The following is an 18,776-nucleotide window of genomic DNA, read 5'->3' as shown; positions in this document are numbered from 1 at the left end:
CAAAAAGACATGGACCATGGCAGGCATTGTGCCCAATAGGAAATCAAGTCCCTAGTATTGCGCGTCGTCATCAGGGGTCATCGAGGACGCATCGCCCTGCTCCTCCCCCTCTTCGCGTGCCTCCTGCTCTCGTACCTGCAAGACCCGGTCGACCAACATCTGCCGCAGCTGTGCCAGCCCCTGCCCGGAGCGGGCACTGACAAACACGCGCGACACGGGCACGCCATCGAGCTCGTATACATCCTGCAACACCGCAGGCTGATGTTCGGGCGCGATCGCATCCAGCTTGTTGAAAACCAGAATCTGAGGCACGTCATCGGCCCCGATTTCTCCCAGAACTTTCTGGACTTGTTGTATTTGTTCGGGGAAGCCGGGGTTCGAGGCATCCACGACATGCAGCAGCAGATCGGCGTCTATCGCCTCCTGCAAGGTGGCCTGGAAGGCGTCGACCAGACCGTGCGGCAAATCGCGGATGAACCCGACCGTATCGGACAGGGATACCGATTCCTCGGCCTCTGCCAGATACATCTGCCGAGTGGTCGTGTCCAGCGTGGCAAACAGCTGATCCGCCGCATAGGCTCGCGCCTTGACCATGGCATTGAACAGCGTGGATTTGCCCGCATTGGTGTAACCGACCAGCGAGATATTGAAAACAGCACGGCGCGCGCGCTGGCGGCGCTGAGTGGTGCGCTGCTTCTTGACCTTCTTCAGCCGCTCCTTGGTGCGCTTGATGGCATCGTCGATCATGCGACGATCCAGCTCGATCTGCTTTTCACCGGGGCCTCCACGGCCGCCGATACCGCCGGCCTGGCGCTCCAGGTGGCTCCAGCGGCGCACCAGGCGCGTGCTGATGTACTGCAGACGCGCCAGCTCCACCTGCAGCTTGCCCTCGTGGCTGCGCGCACGCTGGGCAAAGATCTCCAGGATCAACATGGTGCGGTCGTTGACCGGCATCTGGATGTGGCGCTCGAGATTGCGCTGCTGCGCCGGGCTCAAGGCCTGGTCGAACCAGATTTCCTTGGCGCCATGCATCTGGGCCAGCATGCGGATTTCGTCGGCCTTGCCGCTGCCCACGAACAGTGCGGCATCGGGAGCTTTGCGCTTGCAGGTCAAGCGGGCCACGGGTTGCAAGCCGGCGGTCTGGGCTAGCAGGCCCAGCTCTTCCAGCTCATCGTCAAAATGGGGAACGCCAAAATCCACGCCTACCAGCAGCACTGGCGCCGACGCGGAGCGTTCAAAGGATTCAGAACTCAAATATCTGTCCCGTAGGGTGATGGCCGCGCCGGGCTGGCCGGCGGGCGTTGTGGCGAGGCTTAGGCTGCAGCAGCTTCGCCTTCTGCAGGAGCAGCTGCCGAGAAATTCACGGCACGGCCGGGAACGATGGTGGAGATGGCGTGCTTGTAGACCATCTGGGTCACGGTGTTGCGCAGCAGCACCACGTATTGGTCAAACGACTCGATTTGCCCTTGCAGCTTGATGCCGTTGACCAGATAGATGGAAACCGGCACATGTTCGCGACGCAGTGCGTTCAGGAACGGATCTTGGAGGAGTTGACCTTTATTGCTCACGATATTCTCCGTGTTCGAAGAGTGTTGTTGTAAACCGACACATTACCACAGGGCCCGGGAAAAACTCCCAAAAGGGTTTTCCCTAGGCATTGCAGATAACGATTAATCCTTGTCGGCGTAAGGATTATGAGAGGTTTTCATCTCGATGCGCAACGGAGTGCCCACGAGATTGAATTCCTTACGGAAACGCCCTTCCAGAAAGCGCTTGTAGGCGTCCGTGACATGTTCCAGAGAATTTCCATGGATCACGATGATGGGCGGATTCATGCCCCCCTGGTGGGCGTAGCGCATCTTGGGACGGTAAGCCCCGACCTTCTTGGGCGTCTGGAACTGCAGCGCCTCCAGCAGCACACGGGTCAGCACCGGCGTCGGCATCTTGCAGGTCGCGGCACGGTGGGCCTGGATGATGGACTTCCACAGCGGCTCCAGACCCTGGCGCTTTTGCGCCGAGATGAAGTGCAGGGGCGCGAACTTCAGGAAGGACAAACGCGTTTCAATGGAGCGCTCCAGCATCTGGCGCTGATAGTCGTCCACGGCATCCCATTTGTTGATGGCCAGCACCACGGAGCGGCCGCTTTCCAGGATGTAGCCCGCGATATGCGCATCCTGGTCCGTCACGCCCTGCGTGGCATCGATCAGCAGCAGCACCACATTCGCGCCTTCGATGGCCTGCAGGGTCTTGACCACCGAGAACTTCTCTATGGCCTCGAACACCTTGCCCTTGCGGCGCAGACCGGCGGTATCGATGAGCTCGAACTTCTGGCCGTTGCGCTCGAACGGCACGGTGATCGCATCGCGCGTGGTGCCCGGCATGTCGAAGGCCACCAGGCGTTCCTCGCCCAGCCAGGTATTGATCAGCGTGGACTTGCCCGCATTGGGGCGGCCGGCCACGGCCAGGCGCACGGGCTTCTGGTCCTCGTCGCCGAAGGCCTCGTCCTCGACGGGCTCGGGCAGATTGAGCAGACCCAGGGCCAGATCGACCAGGCTGCGCACGCCCTGGCCGTGGGCCGCGGACACGGGCACGACCTCGCCCAGACCCAGCTCGTAGAACTCGGAGAGCTGGCTGCCGTCCTTCATGCCTTCGGCCTTGTTGGCCACCAGCACCGTGGGCTTGCCCAGGCGGCGCAGATAGTTGGCGATCTCGTGGTCCTGACCGGCAAGACCCGCACGCGCATCGAGCACAAAGATCACCACATCGGCCTCGGCCACGGCCTGCTGCGTCTGCCTGGCCATCTCCTTGAAGATGCCCTTGGACGCGTCAGGCTCGAAACCGCCGGTATCGATGACGATGTACTCGTGCTTGCCCTGACGGCCCTGGCCGTAGTGGCGATCACGCGTCAGCCCTGCGAAGTCGGCGACGATGGCATCCCTCGACTTCGTGAGCCGATTGAACAGCGTCGACTTGCCCACATTGGGGCGCCCTACCAGGGCAATAACTGGCTTCATTCCCAAAATAACCCATCAATCCGGCTTGAAGCCGTACACAGTTCCGCTGCGGCTGACGACCACCAGAGTATTGGCGGCGACCACCGGCGAAGTGGCAACTCCTGCCTTGTCAGTTTCCAAACGGGCCAGTGCAGAGCCGTCTTCACGCGAGAGCATATGCACCGTCCCCAGATCATCGGCCAGCACCACCGAGCGGCCCAGCACCAGCGGCGCCGTCAGCTTGCGGTACTGCAGCTTGTCGATGGACCACAGACGCTCCCCATCGCTGCGGCGCCAGGCCTGCACCGTGCCATTGCTTTCGGCACCGAACACCGACTGCTCGTCGCCGCCTATGCCGTCGCTGCCCTTGGAGGACTGGGTCCAGCGCACATTGGCATTGGCCGTGTCCACACAGCCCACCGAGGCCTGGAAGGCGCGCGCGCAAACGCTGCTGCCCACGCGGCTGACGGGACCCACCAGGTCCACCAGGCGCTCCACGTCGTTGGTGCCGCGCGGTGCGGCCAGAGGCGCCATCCAACGCACCGAGCCCGTATCGGGGTCCACGCCGGCCAGGCGGCCGGACACACCGACCACCAGTGTATTCTCGACCGCCATCAGCACGCCGGGCTGGCGCAGAATCAGGGGTTCGTTGCTAGGGCCTTCCACCGACCACAGCTCACGCCCGGTATTGGCGTCGAAGGCCGACAGCGAGCGGTCCGCCGCCATCACGAACACCCGGCCGCCGGCCACCAGCGGCGGCGTGTAGACGGCCGCCGTCAGGCTGCGCTTCCACAGCTGCTTGTCTTCGGCAAACACCATCAGCTGGTTGCTCTGCGTGACCGCCGCCGTGCGCTGGCCGTCGCTGCCCACGCCGGTGCTCAGCACCTCGCCAACGCTGAACTTGCCGATCTGGCTGCCGCTGTTGCCGTCCAGCGTGGTCACGTTGCCGTTCTTGGAGACCACGGTCACCGTATTGCCCTTGACCAGCGCCGGCATGGCCAGCGGCACCTCGCCGCCCAGCTTGACCGACCAGGCCTGGTGCACGGCAATCTTGCCGGGGTTGGGCCCCAGGTCCAGCGGCTTGGGTTTTTCGCTGCCGCCGAACATGGAGCAGGCGCTCAAAGCCGTGGCCAGCAGCGGCAAGGCCAGCACGCGCGAAGCGGCAGGCAGGGCTGATTTCACTTGATGGGCAAAAGTCTTCAAGATTAGTTCTCCGACGGCGTTGTCTTGGCCTGGGCCACGGTCTCGGGAGCGGCACCCAGCGCATTGAGCTTGAACTCCACCAGATGGCGGTAGTCCAGATCCTTGTCCAGCAGCTTGTAAGCGCTCTGGTACTGGGTCACGGCCTCCTGCTGCTTGCCCTGGGCCGCATACAGATCGCCGCGACGGTCGGCCTGCAGACCGGCAAAGGCTTCCGGCACGGAGGCAGCGAGCAGCTTCAGGCCTTCGTCATAGCTTTTCTGCTGCTCCAGCACCGAAGACAGACGGATGCGGGCCAGGGCCTTGGAGCCCTCGTCGCCCTTGTCCACCACCCAGCTCAGCTGGGCCTTGGCATCGTCGAGCTTGCCCGCGTCCACCGAGGCCTTGGCCATCAGCAGCGCCGTCTGCATCGCCTGGGCCGTGCCCGCATACTTGTCCTTGAGCTCGGCAAATGCCTGGTCGGCACGCGCCTGGTCCTTGGCCGTCAGCGCCTCGTCGACCGCAAACTCCAGTGCCGCAGCCTGCAGGGACTGGCGCTTTTGCCAGTATTGCCAGCCATTCCAGCCCGCAATACCGACAAAGATCACCACCAGCACGCTGGTGATCAAGGTTCCCCAGGAATCCCAGAAATGCTTGAGTTGGTCGAGTTGCTCTTGTTCTTCAAGGTCGAAATGGTTTGCCATGGCTTGTTCTAATGAATGGAATACCCGTCAGAAAACGTGGACGGCAGCGTCAGAGCGGCGATTTTAGGCTGTCCGCCCATTGAGCCACTTCGGCCAGGGATTGCTGCGCCTGCTGGCCTGCGCCGTCGCGCAGCGACTTCACGGTGACCAGCCCCTGGGCCAGCTCGTCGCCGCCGAAGATCAGCGCAAAACGCGCACCCGAGCCGTCGGCCTTCTTGAACTGCGACTTCATCGAGCCCATGCCCTCGGCCATGCCGCCGGCGGCCGCATGCATCTGCACGGCCACACCGGCCGCGCGCAGCTGCTGCACGGTCTTGAAGACCTGGGGCAGAGCCGAGGCTTCGGGAATGATGGCGTAGACATCGGCCGCGGGCTGCGGAATCTCGACGCCGATTTCCTTGAGCACTTCCAGCACGCGCTCCACGCCCATGCCCCAGCCCACGGCCGGAGCCGGCTTGCCGCCGATCTCCTCGATCAGGTAGTCGTAGCGGCCGCCGCCGCAGATCGTGCCCTGCGAACCCAGCTTGTCGGTGATGAACTCGAACACCGTGAGGTTGTAATAGTCCATGCCGCGCACCAGGCGCGGATTCAGCGACCAGGCCACGCCGTTGGCGTCGAGGATGTCCTGCACGGCCTTGAGGTGGGCCTTGGAGGCCTCGCCCAGATAGTCCATGAGCCTGGGCGCGGCGTTGACCATTTCCTGCATGGCGGGATTCTTGGTGTCCAGCACGCGCAGCGGGTTGCTGTACATGCGGCGCTTGGCTTCCTCGTCCATCACCGCAGTGTGCTGCTCGAAGTAGGCGATCAGCGCCTCGCGATGGGCCTTGCGCTCCTCGGGCTGGCCCAGGCTGTTGAGCTCCAGGCGCACGCCGTCTATGCCCAGCTCCTGCCACAGCTGCGCAGCCAGCAGAATCACCTCGGCATCGAGCTCGGGGCCGGCAAAGCCCATGGCCTCCACGCCCACCTGGTGGAACTGGCGGTAGCGACCGCGCTGCGGCTTCTCGCGGCGGAACATGGGGCCGATGTAGAACAGGCGCTTGCCGCCGTCGTACAGCAGATTGTTCTCCACCACGGAGCGCACCACGCCGGCCGTGCCTTCGGGGCGCAGCGTCAGATGCTCGGCCTGGCCATGCTTGTCGGCCCGGTCTTCGAAGGAGTACATCTCCTTCTCGACGATATCGGTCACCTCGCCCAGGCCGCGCACGAACAGGGCCGTGTGCTCGGCCAGCGGCGTGCGGATGTTGCGGTAGGCAAAGCGGCCCATAAGGTTGCGCACCTTGTCCTCGAACCACTCCCAGCGCGCGGAATCGGGTGGGAGGATGTCGTTCATGCCTTTGACGGCAGTCAGTTTTTCGTTTTTGGCCACGTGAAATCTCACACTCAGGTCGCTCGCAAAATCAGAGCTTGCTGCACGCAGCAACTCATAATTTCACACAGAAACCACAATCAAATCCATACAGATAGCGCGCAAGCAGCTATCAATTCCTAAACAGGCTTGCGACCATTGTGCCAGCAAGCGCCATGTACCCCGAGCTGGGGCTCAAGCCCGAACGCCGTAGCGGCGCTGCACATAGTCCTGGACAATGGCCTGGAACTCCTCGGCAATATGCTCGCCGCGCAGCGTCATGGCTTTCTCGCCATCGATGAACACGGGCGCCGCAGGGGCCTCGCCGTTGCCGGGAAGGCTGATGCCGATATCGGCATGCTTGCTCTCGCCGGGGCCGTTGACGATGCAGCCCATCACGGCCACCTTCATCGCCTCCACGCCCGGGTATTGGGTACGCCAGACAGGCATTTCACCGCGCAGGAAGTCATCGATCCTCTTGGCCAGCTCCTGGAAGGTGGTGCTGGTGGTGCGGCCACAACCCGGACAGGCCGTGACGCTGGGCACGAACACGCGCAGACCCAGGGCCTGCAGGATTTCGGAGGCCACCACGACTTCCTGCGTACGCGCTTCGCCGGGCTGGGGCGTGAGCGAGACGCGAATCGTGTCGCCAATGCCTTCCTGCAGCAGCACGGACAGCGCGGCCGTCGATGCCACCGTGCCCTTGGTGCCCATGCCGGCCTCGGTCAGGCCCAGATGCAGCGCGTAGTCGCAGCGCTGCGCCAGTGCGCGGTAGACCGAGATCAGATCCTGCACGCCGCTGACCTTGCAGGAAAGAATGATGTTGTCGGGGTTCAGGCCGATGTTTTTGGCCAGCTCGGCCGAGCTGACGGCCGAGGTGATCAACGCCTCATACATGACCTGGCGCGTATCCCAGGGTTTGGCACGCTTGCTGTTCTGGTCCATCAGCTCGGCCATGATTTCCTGGTCCAGCGAGCCCCAGTTCACGCCTATGCGCACGGCCTTGTCGTACCTGGCCGCGATCTCGATCATCTGGCCGAACTGCTTGTCCTTTTTGTCGCCCTTGCCCACGTTGCCGGGGTTGATGCGGTATTTGGACAGCGCCTCGGCGCAGGCCGGATAGTCGCTCAGCAGCCGGTGGCCGTTGTAGTGGAAGTCGCCCACCAGCGGCACGTACTCGCCCATGCGGTCGAGCTGCTCGCGGATATAGGGCACGGCAGCCGCGGCCTCGGGTGTGTTGACGGTGATGCGCACCATCTCCGAGCCGGCCTGGGCCAACTGGCGCACCTGGATGGCCGTTTCCACGGCGTCCACGGTGTCGGTATTGGTCATGGACTGCACGCGCACGGGCGCATCGCCACCCACGGTGACCACGTTGTTGCGCCAGACCACGCGGGCCTGGCGCGAGCGGCGCGGCAGCGGCGATGCGATCGCGATCGGTGTGCCGGCAGCCTGCGAATTCTCGGAATCTTGCACTCTTGTCACCTTGAGGCTTACTTGACCTCGAAGCGAGCCACATTGTCTCGCGTAGTCGAAATATTGAGCGGTTCGCCGCGCACCAGAACCTGCGTGCCCTTGGCATTGCCCACGATCACGGACAGGGGCAGCAGGCCTTCGGCGGTCACGGACTCATCCTTGGCCAGGGTCTTTTCCAGCACCACCTTGCCGTTGGCATCCTTGACCTTGACCCAGGACTGGCCGCTGGCCTTCAACGCCAGCACAGCGCCCGAAGCCGGTGCAGCAGCTGGCACAGGCGCCGCAGCCGCATTTGGCGCTGGGGCTGGCGCAGCGGCATCGCCGGTGCCGCCGACCGCAGCGGCGGCCGGACCGGAAGCGGCGACAGGCGCGGCGGCCGCCACCGGGGTCGCCGGCACCGCGGGCGCAGCTTCCGCGCTGGCAGCCTCGGGAGCATCGCCGCTGTTGGAAGCCGCCCCCATGGGCACGGCAGCCCCGGACTCGACCACCGTACCGCTTGCGGAGGCCGGCAGCGCGGCCGCGCCGGCAGACTGCCCGGCGACCGCATCGGAAGCCGAATCCACGGCCTGATGGAAGGGCACGAAATAAACGGCTGCCGCGGCCGCCAGCAGAATCAGCACGCCGGCCGCGATCTTGCGCGAGCCGCCCGCGCGCGAATCCAGGGGCGTGCCCTTGGCCTTGAAGCTGATGCGCTCCTTCACCGCCTCGTTGATGCCAGGGCCGCTGCCTTCCAGGCTTTTGAGCTGGGTACGCGGCAGCAGCGCCAGCACGGGCGCCGAGTCGATGTGCAGGGCACGGCACATGCCCATGGCGAGCGCGCGCATGAAGACATGGTCGGGGAAGGCCGCATAGTCATCGGTTTCCAGCGCCTCCAGCTTGTGCTGCGGCACTTTCAGGGTTGCGGCCAGGCTGGGCAGCTGCACATGGACCGCCTCCCGCGCCTGGCGCAGCATGGCCCCGGCCGTCACCCGAGCTTGCTCTTCGCTCTGCATAGTCACCTCTTCCACCGCACTGTCACTCATTGAAGGCTCCGCGCTCGTATGCCAGCCACTGGCGCGACTGCGGGAAGCGGTCGCGCAACTGATCGGCAAGCTGTCGCACGCCGATCTCGTCGTGCACCGCCTTGTCGATCTTGATTCCCAGCCACAGGCTTTCCGCACTGGACTGGCTGCTATTGTTATTCAAGCGCCGGATGTAGAACTGGGCTTTTTTCAGATCACCCTTGAGCCAGAGCACATTTGCCAGGCTGTAGCCCGCGGCCGGATTGCCCACATCCATTTCATAGGCGCGGAACATGCTCTCGTAGGCCTGATCCAGCTGGCCCGCCTGCTGATAGCACATGCCCTTGGCCAGCAGGGTCTTGGGCTGCTCACGATAGCCGGGTGCCTGCAGCGCCTTGTCAAACCATTGCTGGGCGCTGTCGAAATGCTTTTGCTGGCACTGCATCCAGCCGTAGTTGTGGATCTGGTTGCCGTCCCTGGGATTGAGGTCTATGGCCTTGCGCATGGCGATATCGGCCTGGGCCCAGTCCTGGTTCTGCATCAGGATCAGCCCCAGCAGGCCATAGGCATCGGCGTAATCGGGCTTGGCGGACAGCGCCTGACCGACCTCCTCCATGGCCACGTCCAGACGCCCGGCCTGGAAGTAGTTGGCTGCCAGCTCCAGACGGATCTGGGCGCGGCGGTTGGCGTCGGCCACCTGAGGAGAGGCGGTACCCACCACCGAGGCCTGGGGCACCGAGGTCGACGAGGTCGTGGTGGTGGTCGTGCTGGTGCAGCCCAGCAGCGCCGCGGCCGCAACCGGCACTCCCCATCGGACCCACAGGCCCCAATGCTTGCCAACCGGTCGCCCTACCCCTGCCTTCATGTGCTGTCCTTTGTTCAAAACTCCCTCAAGACACCTGCTTGAGCGTGATGGTGCGCTGCTTTGCCATGCGCTCGGCAGCGCGCGTTCTGTCTTTCACATCCCCGGCCAGCTGGCCGCAGGCCGCGTCGATATCGTCGCCGCGCGTCTTGCGCACCGTGGTCACGATGCCGGCATTGCTGAGCAGGGTCGCGAACTCGGTCACCCGGGCCGCAGGCGAGCGCAGCAGCCCCGAAGCGGGGAAGGGATTGAACGGAATCAGGTTGAACTTGCACCAGCTCTTGCCGTCGCCGCGCGCACGCACCAACTCTATCAGCTGGCGCGCGTGCTCGGGCTGGTCGTTGACGCCGTCGAGCATGCAATATTCAAAGGTGATGAAGTCGCGCGGCGCGAACTCCAGATAGCGCTCGCAGGCGTCCAGCAGCTCGGCGAGCGGATACTTCTTGTTCAGCGGCACCAGGTTGTCGCGCAGCGGATCGTTGGGCGCGTGCAGCGACACGGCCAGCGCCACGGCGCAGTCCTGCGCGAGGCGATCCATCATGGGCACCACGCCCGAGGTGGACACGGTCACGCGGCGGCGTGACAGGCCATAACCATGGTCGTCGAGCATCACGCGCAGCGCCGGCACCAGCGCGCCGTAGTTCTGTAGCGGCTCGCCCATGCCCATCATCACCACGTTGGAGATGATGCGTTCCTCGGTGCCGAAACGCTTGCGCAGCGAATGCTCGGCATACCAGAGCTGGGCGAGGATCTCGCCCGTGGTCAGATTGCGGCTGAAGCCCTGATGCCCCGTCGAGCAAAAGCGGCAGCCCACCACGCAACCGGCCTGGGACGAGACACACAGCGTGCCGCGGTCGTCCTCAGGAATGAAAACGGATTCGACGGCATTGCCGTCACCCACGTCGAACAGCCATTTCACGGTGCCGTCGGCCGAGACATGCTCGGTCACCACGGGCAGTGCGGTGATATGGGCCCGGCTCTTGAGCTTTTCGCGCAGGGACTTGGCCAGATCGGTCATCTGGTCGAAATCCGAGGCGCCGCGCTGGTGAATCCAGCGGAACAGCTGCGTCGCACGGAAACGCTTCTCCCCGAGCTGCTCGCAGTATGCGGTCAGTCCTTCGAGGTCAAAATCAAGCAAATTGGTAGTCATAGCGGCATGTGGCGAGGCGTCTTGCGAACGGTTTTGCCACGCCGTGGCCAGCATTGTCACTGCTGACACCGGCTTCGCCAATGCGAAGCCCTGGCGTCAGCGAGAGCATGCTGTAAAGCTTGCGCGGATTAACGCGAGTAAACGTTCATGCCGGGGAAGAAGAAGGCAATTTCCACAGCAGCGGTTTCAGCAGCGTCGGAGCCGTGCACGGCGTTGGCGTCGATGCTGTCGGCGAAGTCGGCGCGGATGGTGCCCTTCTCAGCCTTCTTGGGGTCGGTGGCGCCCATCAGTTCGCGGTTCTTCAGGATGGCGTTCTCGCCTTCCAGAGCCTGGATCATCACGGGACCGGAGATCATGAAGTCCACCAGATCCTTGAAGAAAGGACGTGCAGCGTGCACAGCGTAGAACTGCTCGGCTTCGCCGCGCGACAGGTGAGCCATCTTGGCGGCCACGACCTTCAGGCCGGCAGCTTCGAAGCGGGCGTAGATTTGGCCGATCACGTTCTTGGCAACTGCGTCGGGCTTGATGATGGAGAGGGTACGTTCGATAGCCATGATGATTATTTCCTAATCAGGGTTACTATGGGTTTTTGCCGAAAAAGCAAAACAGCTGATTTTAGCGGTGCCGCCATAGACCTTGAAGTCCTGGCAGCACTCAAATCCTTACGGACGCCTTTTTAGCGACCGCCGCGGCGACCGCCACCGCCGCCACCGGGGCGGCGCTTGGCATTCTGGCGGGCGCGCGAGAGGCTGTCGCCACCGATATAGCCCACCGAGGTGCGCATGGGATCGGGCTGGTTGCTCTGCGAGCGGCCGGCGCCGCCGCCGGAGCGAGCACTCTTGCCACGCGGGCTGTCGCCCAGCATGCCGCTGGGCGCGGGACGGTTGCCATCCCATTCGCCGCGGCGCTGACCGCCGCCTTCGCGACGGCCCTGCTGGCTGCGGTCGGCATTGAAGCCGTTGCCTCGGCCACCGCCGCGGCCGCCACGCGCATTGCGGTTGTTGCCGCCACGGCCGCCGGCATTGCGTTCGACGGGAGCACGCTCCTTCACGCCGGCAGCCGACATCAGCGCCTGGATATCGGCCTGGTCCAGCTCCACCCAGGCGCCGCGCTTCAAGCCGCGCGGCAGCATCATGGCGCCATAGCGGATGCGGATCAGGCGGCTCACCGCATGACCCACGGCCTCGAACATGCGGCGCACTTCGCGATTGCGGCCTTCGGAGATGGTGACGCGGTACCAGCAGTTGGCACCTTCGCCGCCGCCGTCTTCGACGGCGCCGAAGCTGGCTTCGCCATCCTCGAGCTGCACGCCGTCCAGCAGGCGCTGCTTTTCTTCCTTGCTCAGCGCGCCCAGCACGCGGGCCGCGTATTCACGCTCCAGACCAAAGCGCGGGTGCATCAGCGAGTTGGCGAGTTCGCCCGAGCTCGTGAACAGCAACAGACCTTCGGTATTCAGGTCCAGACGGCCGACAGACTGCCACTTGCCGTGCTGCAGCTTGGGCAGCTTGCGGAACACCGTGGGGCGGTTCTGCGGATCGTCATGGGTGACCACCTCGCCCACGGGCTTGTGGTAGGCGATCACGCGCGCCGGCGGCGGATCAATGCGGAAGCGGATGGGCTTGCCATTGACCTTGACCACATCGCCAAACTGCACGCGCTGGCCGATATGGGCCGGCTCGTTGTTGACGGAAATGCGGCCTTCCAGAATCAGCTGCTCCATCTCCAGGCGCGAGCCCATGCCGGCCTGGGCCAGCACCTTGTGCAGCTTGGGGGAGTCCATCTGCGGCGCCAGCACGCGCTTGGCGGGCATGGCATTGCCGTTTTCCTCTTCCTCGTCGAACTCGCCGGAGATCACATCGGCAAAGCCGATGCTCTGACCCCTGCGCTCCTGCTTGGAGGCCTTCTGCGTCACCGCCTCTTCGGCATCCGCGTCGGCAGCCACTGCCTCCGCAGCATCGAACTCAGCCTCGGCGATCGGCTCGGCCATAGCCTCCGGCAGCTCGGCGGCGGCCGGCGCGGCCTCCACCGGCTCCGGCTGACGTGGCTTGACGCTACGCTTGCGGGCGGGCTTGGCTTCGGCCGCCTGCACGGCCTCGGCGGCTTCCGTCACCTCGGCGGGTGCGGCATCGGCAGCCGGCTTCTTGGCGACGGCACGCTTGCGCGGCACAGCCGGTTTTTTCTCGGCTGCGGCCTCGTCCTTGGGCTTGGCCACACGCGGCTTGCGGGGCTTTTTCTGCGGCTCGGCTTCAGGCGAAGCGGAGACAGGTTCTGGCATCTGATTCGATGTCTCGTTGCTCATTCATTTTTTCCTTCGGGGATGGCGCCATCGTCATCCTCCAGAGTTCGCTCATCCACCGGCCCGGCTTGCGTCTCATCCTCGGCCAGTACGGTTGTTGTTTCTTCCTCGGCATCGCCTTCGTCGACGCCATAGTCATCTTCGAGAAAAGCCCTGAGCCCCACCCATTCGGCGCGACCGGACTTTTTGGCCGCCGGCTTTTCCTCGGGCTCGGCGAGCTTGGCCGCCGCCGCCCTGGCTGGCTTGGACCTGAGCGCGGCAACCATCCCGGGCAGCGCAGGCTGGTCGGTTTCGGCCACATCCGCGGCAGGCACCTGCACCGGCTCGATTTCGAGCACTGCGACCTCGATCCCTGGATCCGGCTCCGGCTCCTCGGCCTCAATCTCCTGCTCAGCCTCCGGCGGCTCGGCCCCTGCCTGGGCATCCGGCTCGCCATCCGCGGGCTCGACACCCGGCTCGGGAGCGCCCTGCTCTTCCGCAGCCTCCCCATCCAGCGCCTTGAACAGACTTTGCTGGGCCTGGGTTTCCTCCAGCATGGGCAGCTGGTCCAGCGACTGCAGACCCAGATCGTCGAGAAACTGGCGCGTGGTCGCAAACAGCGCGGGCCGGCCCACGGTTTCCCGGTGGCCGATGACCTCGATCCAGCCCCGGTCTTCGAGCTGCTTGATGATCAGGCTGTTGACCGTCACGCCGCGGATATCCTCGATATCGCCGCGCGTCACCGGCTGCCGGTAGGCAATGATGGCCAGCGTCTCCAGCGTCGCCCGCGTGTATTTGGGTGGCTTTTCGGGATGCAGCCGGTCCAGATATACCCGCATCTCGGGCCGACTCTGAAAGCGCCAGCCCGAAGCCACCTGCACCAGTTCCACGCCCTTGAGGGCCCAGTCCTTTTGCAGGTCCAGCAGCAAGTCCTTGATCGTGTCCGAGCCCAGCACATCATCAAAAAGCGAGCGCAACTCCCGAAGCGTTACAGGCTGCGGAGCACAAATCAATGCTGTTTCAAGAACCCGCTTGGCATCTACCGTATTCATGGGCGCAGCGTTTCGGGAGCGGCTGTCGCACCTATCTCGGTGGGACGCCTGATTCAAAGAAGAGAGGGAAGCGCCCCGGAAGTGCCATGCGAGCGATGGTCAGAGGCTTTCGGGTGGATTGTAACGCAGGCCCCATAAATCCAGTGCGCCAGCCATGTCTTGCGGCAACGGCGCATACAGCTCCAGCGGCCGATGCGTCACCGGATGCGCGAAGGCCAGCCGGAAGGCATGCAGGGCCTGACGCTCCAGCCCGCCTTCGGCATGGCCGCCGTACAGCGCATCGGCCACCAGCGGATGGCCGAGCGAAGCCATGTGCACGCGGATCTGGTGGGTGCGCCCGGTGTGCAGCGTACAGCGCACCAGGCTGTGCGCGGCATCGCCATCGAGCAGATCGAAATCGGTACGCGCCTGCTTGCCGGGATGCAGATTCAGATCCACCACCGCCATGCGCAAACGGTTGCGCGGGTCGCGACCTATGGGCGCATCCACCTCGCGGCGCTTGCGGCTGCCCCATTGCTTGTGCGCCAGCGCCAAGTACTGACGGCTCACATCGCGCGCCGCTATCATTTTGATTAGCGCATCCATGGTGCTGCGGTTGCGCGCCACCACCATCAGGCCGCTGGTGTCCTTGTCCAGCCGGTGGACGATGCCTGCGCGCGGCACCTGGCGCGCTTTTTCATCGCGCGCCAGCAAACCGTTGAGCAGAGTCCCGGTCCAGTTGCCCGGCGCCGGGTGCACCACCAGGCCCGCGGGCTTGTTGATGACCAGCAGATCCTCGTCCTCGTAGACCACATCCAGCGCCATGACCTCGGGCTGAAAAGCCATGCTCTGCTGGGTGGGCCGCATTTCCACGTGCAGCCGGTCGCCCACGGCCACCTTGACCGAGGGCTTGGCCAGCACCTTGCCGTTGAGCATGACGGCGCCATCGGCCAGCAGTTGCTGCAGATAGCTGCGCGAAAATTCGGAAACGCCCTGCGCCAGCACCTTGTCCACGCGCTGGCCATGGTGCTCTGCGCTGACCAGCAGCTCGCGCTGCTCGACCTCGGTGCCCGCGATGGCGTCTTCCGCGCCCTCGTCCCAGCCCTGGTCGGCCACAGAAGACACAAGCCCCTGCGGAGCAGGGGCTTGTGAGACTTGCTTGCGTTGCGCCGCCATGCTTAGCGTGCCGGCAGATAGCGGGAGGGGTCGACAGGCTTGCCCTGGCGACGCACCTCGAAGTGCAGCTTGACGCGGTCGGCGTCGGTGCTGCCCATTTCGGCGATCTTCTGGCCCTTCTTCACCGTCTGGTCTTCCTTGACCAGCAGCGACTGGTTGTGGGCATAGGCCGTCAGATAGGTGTTGTTGTGCTTGAGGATGATCAGGTTGCCGTAGCCGCGCAGACCCGCACCCGCATACACCACACGCCCATCGGCGGCGGCCACCACGGGATCGCCGGCTTTGCCGCCGATGTCGTAGCCCTTGTTGCGCGAATCGTCGAAGCCCGCGATCAGCGTTCCATGGGCGGGCCAGATGAAGTCCACATCGTCAGCGCCCTTGGCGGCTGGCGCGGTGTTGACCGGTGCGGGCGTGGCCGCAGCGCTGGCGCTCGAGGCGCTGGCACCTGAGGTGCTGGAGCTGGAGCCGGCGCCAGAGCCGCTGCCCACGACCACGGGAGCCACGCCGCGGCCCGAGCTGCTCGGAGCAGCCGCAGCGGAGGACTCGCGACCCGGCGGCACCACGCGCACCACCTGGCCGACCTCGATCACGTTCGGGTTGTCAAGATTGTTCCAACGAGCAATGTCTTTCCAGCTCTGGCCGCTCTCCAGACCAATCCTGATCAGAGTGTCGCCGGGCTTGATGGTGTAGTAACCAGGCTTGCCCGCATTTTCTGCACCGGGCAGCGGCTTGCTGTCCATACTGGAAGACGAGGAGGCCGACTGTCCGCGATCCTCCACAGGAGCCCTGTTTGCCTGGGTCGAGCAACCGGTCAGGATCACACCCGCCAGCACAACCGTTCCCCAAGCACCAAGACTTCGCGATACCAACATAAGCTATTCCCTTCTAGGCGATTCCCGATTTTAGAGGGACAAAGTTCACCGCTTCCAAAACTGTCTGTTTAAAACCGTGTGAACTCTTGTCAATCACCAGCAGTGCCTGCTTACCTGCAGCCACCACCACCGGCGCGACAAGGCGCCCACCCACGGCAAGCTGGTCGCACCAGGCCTGTGGCACGTTGTCGCCGCCGGCGGCCGAAATAATGCCCGCATAGGGTGCGCCGCCGGCAAACCCCGCCATGCCGTCCCCGAGAATCAGATGCACATTGGGCAGGCGCAAGGGGCGCAGATTGCCGCGGGCTTTTTCGTGCAGGCCGCGCAGACGCTCTATCGAATACACCTCTTTGGCCACCATGGCCAGCACGGCGACCTGGTAGCCACAGCCCGTGCCTATCTCCAGCACCCGCCTCAGGCCGGCCTTGGCAGCCTCGGAATCGAGCAGCAGCTCCACCATGCGCGCCACCACGCTGGGCTTGGAGATGGTCTGCCCCAGACCTATGGGCAGGCTGTTGTCTTCATAGGCCTGGTTGACCAGGGCGCTGTCCACAAAGCGGTGGCGCTCCACCGTGGCCATGGCCTGCAGCACCTGGGGGTTGGCTACGCCTGCCGCGGCGATGCGCTGGACCATGCGCGCGCGCACCGTGGACGAATCCAGCCCCACGCCCACCGGCGAGGCCGCCACGCGCGGCGCGCCGAGGGCCTTGGGCACACCGGGAACCCGAGGGGTCGAGGGACGGGCGGCCGAGGTCTGGGATTGCACCGAACGCGCAATCCATCCCGGCACCTGCGGTGAGCGACGCTCGCTCACGGTGCCACCGCCTGCGCCGCGCCCGACAGCTTGCCGGCCGTCTGCGCCCAGTAACCCAGGTTGTCGTGGTCGGTCAGGTCGACCTTCAACGGCGTCATGGACACATGGCCATGGGCCGTGGCATGGAAATCCGTGCCTTCGGAATCGTCCTTGGCCGCGCCCGCGCTGCCTATCCAGTACATGGTCTCGCCACGCGGACTTTGCTGGACGATCGCCTGCTCGGCCGCATGGCGACGCCCCAGCCGGCAGAGCTTGACGCCCTTGAGCGCGCTCAGCGGCATATTGGGAATGTTCACATTCAGCAGCCAGGGGGCCGTGCCTATCAGTTGCTGGGCAATCATGTCCTGCACCATCTGGCGGGCCGTGGTGGCGGCGGCCTCGAGCTCGGCCCAGCCCTTGTCCACCTGCGAAAAAGCGATGGACGGAATGCCGAACAGATAGCCTTCCATGGCTGCGCCCACGGTGCCCGAGTAAATCGTGTCGTCGCCCATATTGGCGCCGTTGTTGATGCCGGACACCACCAGATCGGGCCGGTAGCCGAGCAGACCGGTCAGAGCGATATGCACGCAGTCGGCCGGCGTGCCGTTCACATAGCGAAAGCCGTTATAGGCCTGATGCACATACAGCGGTGCATTGAGCGTCAGCGCGTTCGACTTGGCGCTGTTGTTGTGCTCGGGCGCCACCACCTCGACGTCCGCCACAGTGCGCAGCGCATCGTGCAGAGCCACGATGCCCGGAGCCTGAAAGCCGTCGTCATTGCAAATAAGAATCTTCATGGATGCTGCGGATTGTAGGCGGCTCCCAGGTCGCAGGAGAGACACGCGGCATTCGCACCACACTTCTATCATCAGCCGCCGCATTCCGCATTCACAAGACATCAGGAGACCGCTTATGCACGCTTGGCTTTGCACCACCCCCACCGGCGTCGAAACCCTGAACTGGACAGAGCTGCCCACACCCAGCCCCGGCCCCGGCCAGGTGCTGCTGGAGGTAAAAGCCGCGAGCCTGAACTTTCCGGATCTGCTGATCGTGCAGAACAAATACCAGATCAAGCCGCCCCTGCCCTTTGTGCCGGGTTCGGAATACGCGGGCGTGGTCCGGGCCGTGGGCGAGGGCGTCAAGCAGCTCCAGGTCGGCCAGCATGTGGCCTGTCTGTCGGGCACCGGCGGCTTTGCCACGCATACCCTGGCGCCGGCCGCGCTGTGCATGCCCTTGCCCGCAGGCTTTCCCTTCGTGGATGCGGCGGCTTTCATCATGACCTATGCCACCTCGCACCACGCGCTGCTCGACAGAGGCCAGCTCAAGGCCGGTGAGACCGTGCTGGTGCTGGGCGCGGCCGGCGGCGTGGGCACGGCGGCCATACAGATCGCCAAGGCAGCCGGCGCCCGCGTGATTGCCGCGGCCTCCACGGAGGAGAAATGCGCGCTGTGCAAGGCCCAGGGCGCGGATGCCACCATCAACTACAGCCAGGGCGATCTGCGCGAGGCCATCAAGGCCGCCACCGACGGCAAGGGCCCCGATGTGATCTACGACCCCGTGGGCGGCGACTTTGCCGAGCCGGCCTTCCGCTCCATTGCCTGGCGCGGACGCTATCTGGTCATAGGCTTTGCCTCGGGGCCCATTCCCTCGCTGCCGCTGAACCTGCCCCTGCTCAAGGGAGCCTCCCTGGTCGGCGTGTTCTGGGGCGATTTTGCCAAGCGCGAGCCGCAGCACAACACGGCCATGATGCAGGAGCTCGCGCAATGGTATGGCCAGGGCAGGATCAAACCCGTGATCAACCGCACCATGCCCATGAGCGAGCTGTTTGCAGCCTATGCGCGCATGGGCTCGCGCCAGGTACAGGGCAAGCTGGTGCTGGTCAACGAATAAAGCGGAGCAAACCGTGGCGAGGGCCGCGG

At 64.6% G+C, this 18,776-nt stretch carries 18 protein-coding genes; 1 reads left to right on the top strand and 17 read right to left on the bottom strand.

Going from position 1 to position 18,776, the window contains the following annotated elements:
- Window positions 1-51: 51 nt before the first annotated feature.
- From hflX to surE, 17 genes are all read right to left on the bottom strand, one after another.
- Window positions 52-1,254, bottom strand: coding sequence for a GTPase HflX (hflX, locus tag AB6724_RS09945; protein WP_369338364.1), 1,203 nt, complete (start codon window positions 1,252-1,254; stop codon window positions 52-54).
- A gap of 59 nt (window positions 1,255-1,313) precedes the next feature.
- A complete protein-coding gene (gene hfq / locus AB6724_RS09940; RefSeq protein ID WP_369338363.1) occupies window positions 1,314-1,568 on the bottom strand; it encodes an RNA chaperone Hfq in 255 nt (84 codons plus the stop codon).
- Window positions 1,569-1,670: 102 nt separating this feature from the next.
- Window positions 1,671-3,014 (bottom strand): ribosome biogenesis GTPase Der, encoded by a 1,344-nt coding sequence (der, locus tag AB6724_RS09935; RefSeq protein ID WP_369338362.1) that lies wholly within the window; start codon window positions 3,012-3,014, stop codon window positions 1,671-1,673.
- Between the two features lie 15 nt (window positions 3,015-3,029).
- Complete coding sequence (gene bamB / locus AB6724_RS09930; RefSeq protein WP_369338361.1) at window positions 3,030-4,196, bottom strand: outer membrane protein assembly factor BamB; 1,167 nt, start codon at window positions 4,194-4,196, stop codon at window positions 3,030-3,032.
- Window positions 4,197-4,198: 2 nt separating this feature from the next.
- Window positions 4,199-4,876, bottom strand: coding sequence for a YfgM family protein (locus tag AB6724_RS09925; RefSeq protein ID WP_369338360.1), 678 nt, complete (start codon window positions 4,874-4,876; stop codon window positions 4,199-4,201).
- 49 nt (window positions 4,877-4,925) lie between these two features.
- The gene (hisS, locus tag AB6724_RS09920; RefSeq protein WP_369338359.1) at window positions 4,926-6,206 is read right to left on the bottom strand and encodes a histidine--tRNA ligase; all 1,281 of its coding nucleotides are present in this window, start codon (window positions 6,204-6,206) and stop codon (window positions 4,926-4,928) included.
- Window positions 6,207-6,416: 210 nt separating this feature from the next.
- Complete coding sequence (gene ispG / locus AB6724_RS09915; RefSeq protein WP_369338358.1) at window positions 6,417-7,697, bottom strand: flavodoxin-dependent (E)-4-hydroxy-3-methylbut-2-enyl-diphosphate synthase; 1,281 nt, start codon at window positions 7,695-7,697, stop codon at window positions 6,417-6,419.
- 17 nt (window positions 7,698-7,714) lie between these two features.
- Window positions 7,715-8,719 carry a helix-turn-helix domain-containing protein gene (locus AB6724_RS09910; RefSeq protein ID WP_369338357.1) on the bottom strand — a complete coding sequence of 335 codons (1,005 nt, stop codon included), beginning with the start codon at window positions 8,717-8,719 and terminating at the stop codon, window positions 7,715-7,717.
- Window positions 8,712-9,563 (bottom strand): type IV pilus biogenesis/stability protein PilW, encoded by an 852-nt coding sequence (pilW, locus tag AB6724_RS09905; RefSeq protein WP_369338356.1) that lies wholly within the window; start codon window positions 9,561-9,563, stop codon window positions 8,712-8,714. The genes AB6724_RS09910 and pilW overlap by 8 nt, the downstream gene beginning before the upstream one ends.
- 25 nt (window positions 9,564-9,588) lie before the next feature.
- A complete protein-coding gene (rlmN, locus tag AB6724_RS09900; RefSeq protein ID WP_369338355.1) occupies window positions 9,589-10,710 on the bottom strand; it encodes a dual-specificity RNA methyltransferase RlmN in 1,122 nt (373 codons plus the stop codon).
- Window positions 10,711-10,838: 128 nt separating this feature from the next.
- On the bottom strand, window positions 10,839-11,264 hold the full coding sequence (gene ndk, locus AB6724_RS09895; protein ID WP_369338354.1) for a nucleoside-diphosphate kinase: 426 nt from the start codon (window positions 11,262-11,264) through the stop codon (window positions 10,839-10,841).
- A 122-nt stretch (window positions 11,265-11,386) separates the two neighbouring features.
- Window positions 11,387-13,009, bottom strand: coding sequence for a pseudouridine synthase (locus AB6724_RS09890; RefSeq protein WP_369338353.1), 1,623 nt, complete (start codon window positions 13,007-13,009; stop codon window positions 11,387-11,389).
- The gene (gene scpB / locus AB6724_RS09885; protein ID WP_369338489.1) at window positions 13,006-14,037 is read right to left on the bottom strand and encodes an SMC-Scp complex subunit ScpB; all 1,032 of its coding nucleotides are present in this window, start codon (window positions 14,035-14,037) and stop codon (window positions 13,006-13,008) included. The genes AB6724_RS09890 and scpB overlap by 4 nt, the downstream gene beginning before the upstream one ends.
- A gap of 99 nt (window positions 14,038-14,136) precedes the next feature.
- Window positions 14,137-15,192, bottom strand: coding sequence for an RluA family pseudouridine synthase (locus tag AB6724_RS09880; RefSeq protein ID WP_369338352.1), 1,056 nt, complete (start codon window positions 15,190-15,192; stop codon window positions 14,137-14,139).
- 2 nt (window positions 15,193-15,194) lie between these two features.
- Complete coding sequence (locus tag AB6724_RS09875) at window positions 15,195-16,064, bottom strand: peptidoglycan DD-metalloendopeptidase family protein (RefSeq protein ID WP_369338351.1); 870 nt, start codon at window positions 16,062-16,064, stop codon at window positions 15,195-15,197.
- Between the two features lie 13 nt (window positions 16,065-16,077).
- Window positions 16,078-16,929, bottom strand: a complete 852-nt coding sequence (locus AB6724_RS09870; RefSeq protein ID WP_369338488.1) for a protein-L-isoaspartate(D-aspartate) O-methyltransferase — start codon at window positions 16,927-16,929, stop codon at window positions 16,078-16,080.
- A complete protein-coding gene (gene surE / locus AB6724_RS09865; RefSeq protein WP_369338350.1) occupies window positions 16,875-17,654 on the bottom strand; it encodes a 5'/3'-nucleotidase SurE in 780 nt (259 codons plus the stop codon). The genes AB6724_RS09870 and surE overlap by 55 nt, the downstream gene beginning before the upstream one ends.
- A gap of 115 nt (window positions 17,655-17,769) precedes the next feature.
- On the opposite strand from surE, the gene AB6724_RS09860 reads away from it, so the two are divergent.
- Window positions 17,770-18,747, top strand: coding sequence for an NADPH:quinone oxidoreductase family protein (locus tag AB6724_RS09860; protein WP_369338349.1), 978 nt, complete (start codon window positions 17,770-17,772; stop codon window positions 18,745-18,747).
- The last annotated feature ends 29 nt before the right edge of the window (window positions 18,748-18,776 follow it).

Origin of the sequence: Comamonas guangdongensis (assembly GCF_041079535.1) — a bacterium.
Classification (GTDB): Bacteria; Pseudomonadota; Gammaproteobacteria; order Burkholderiales; family Burkholderiaceae_C; genus Comamonas; species Comamonas guangdongensis.
The sequence above is the reverse complement of the archived record's forward strand: the minus strand, read 5'-3'. Positions and strand labels throughout refer to the sequence as shown.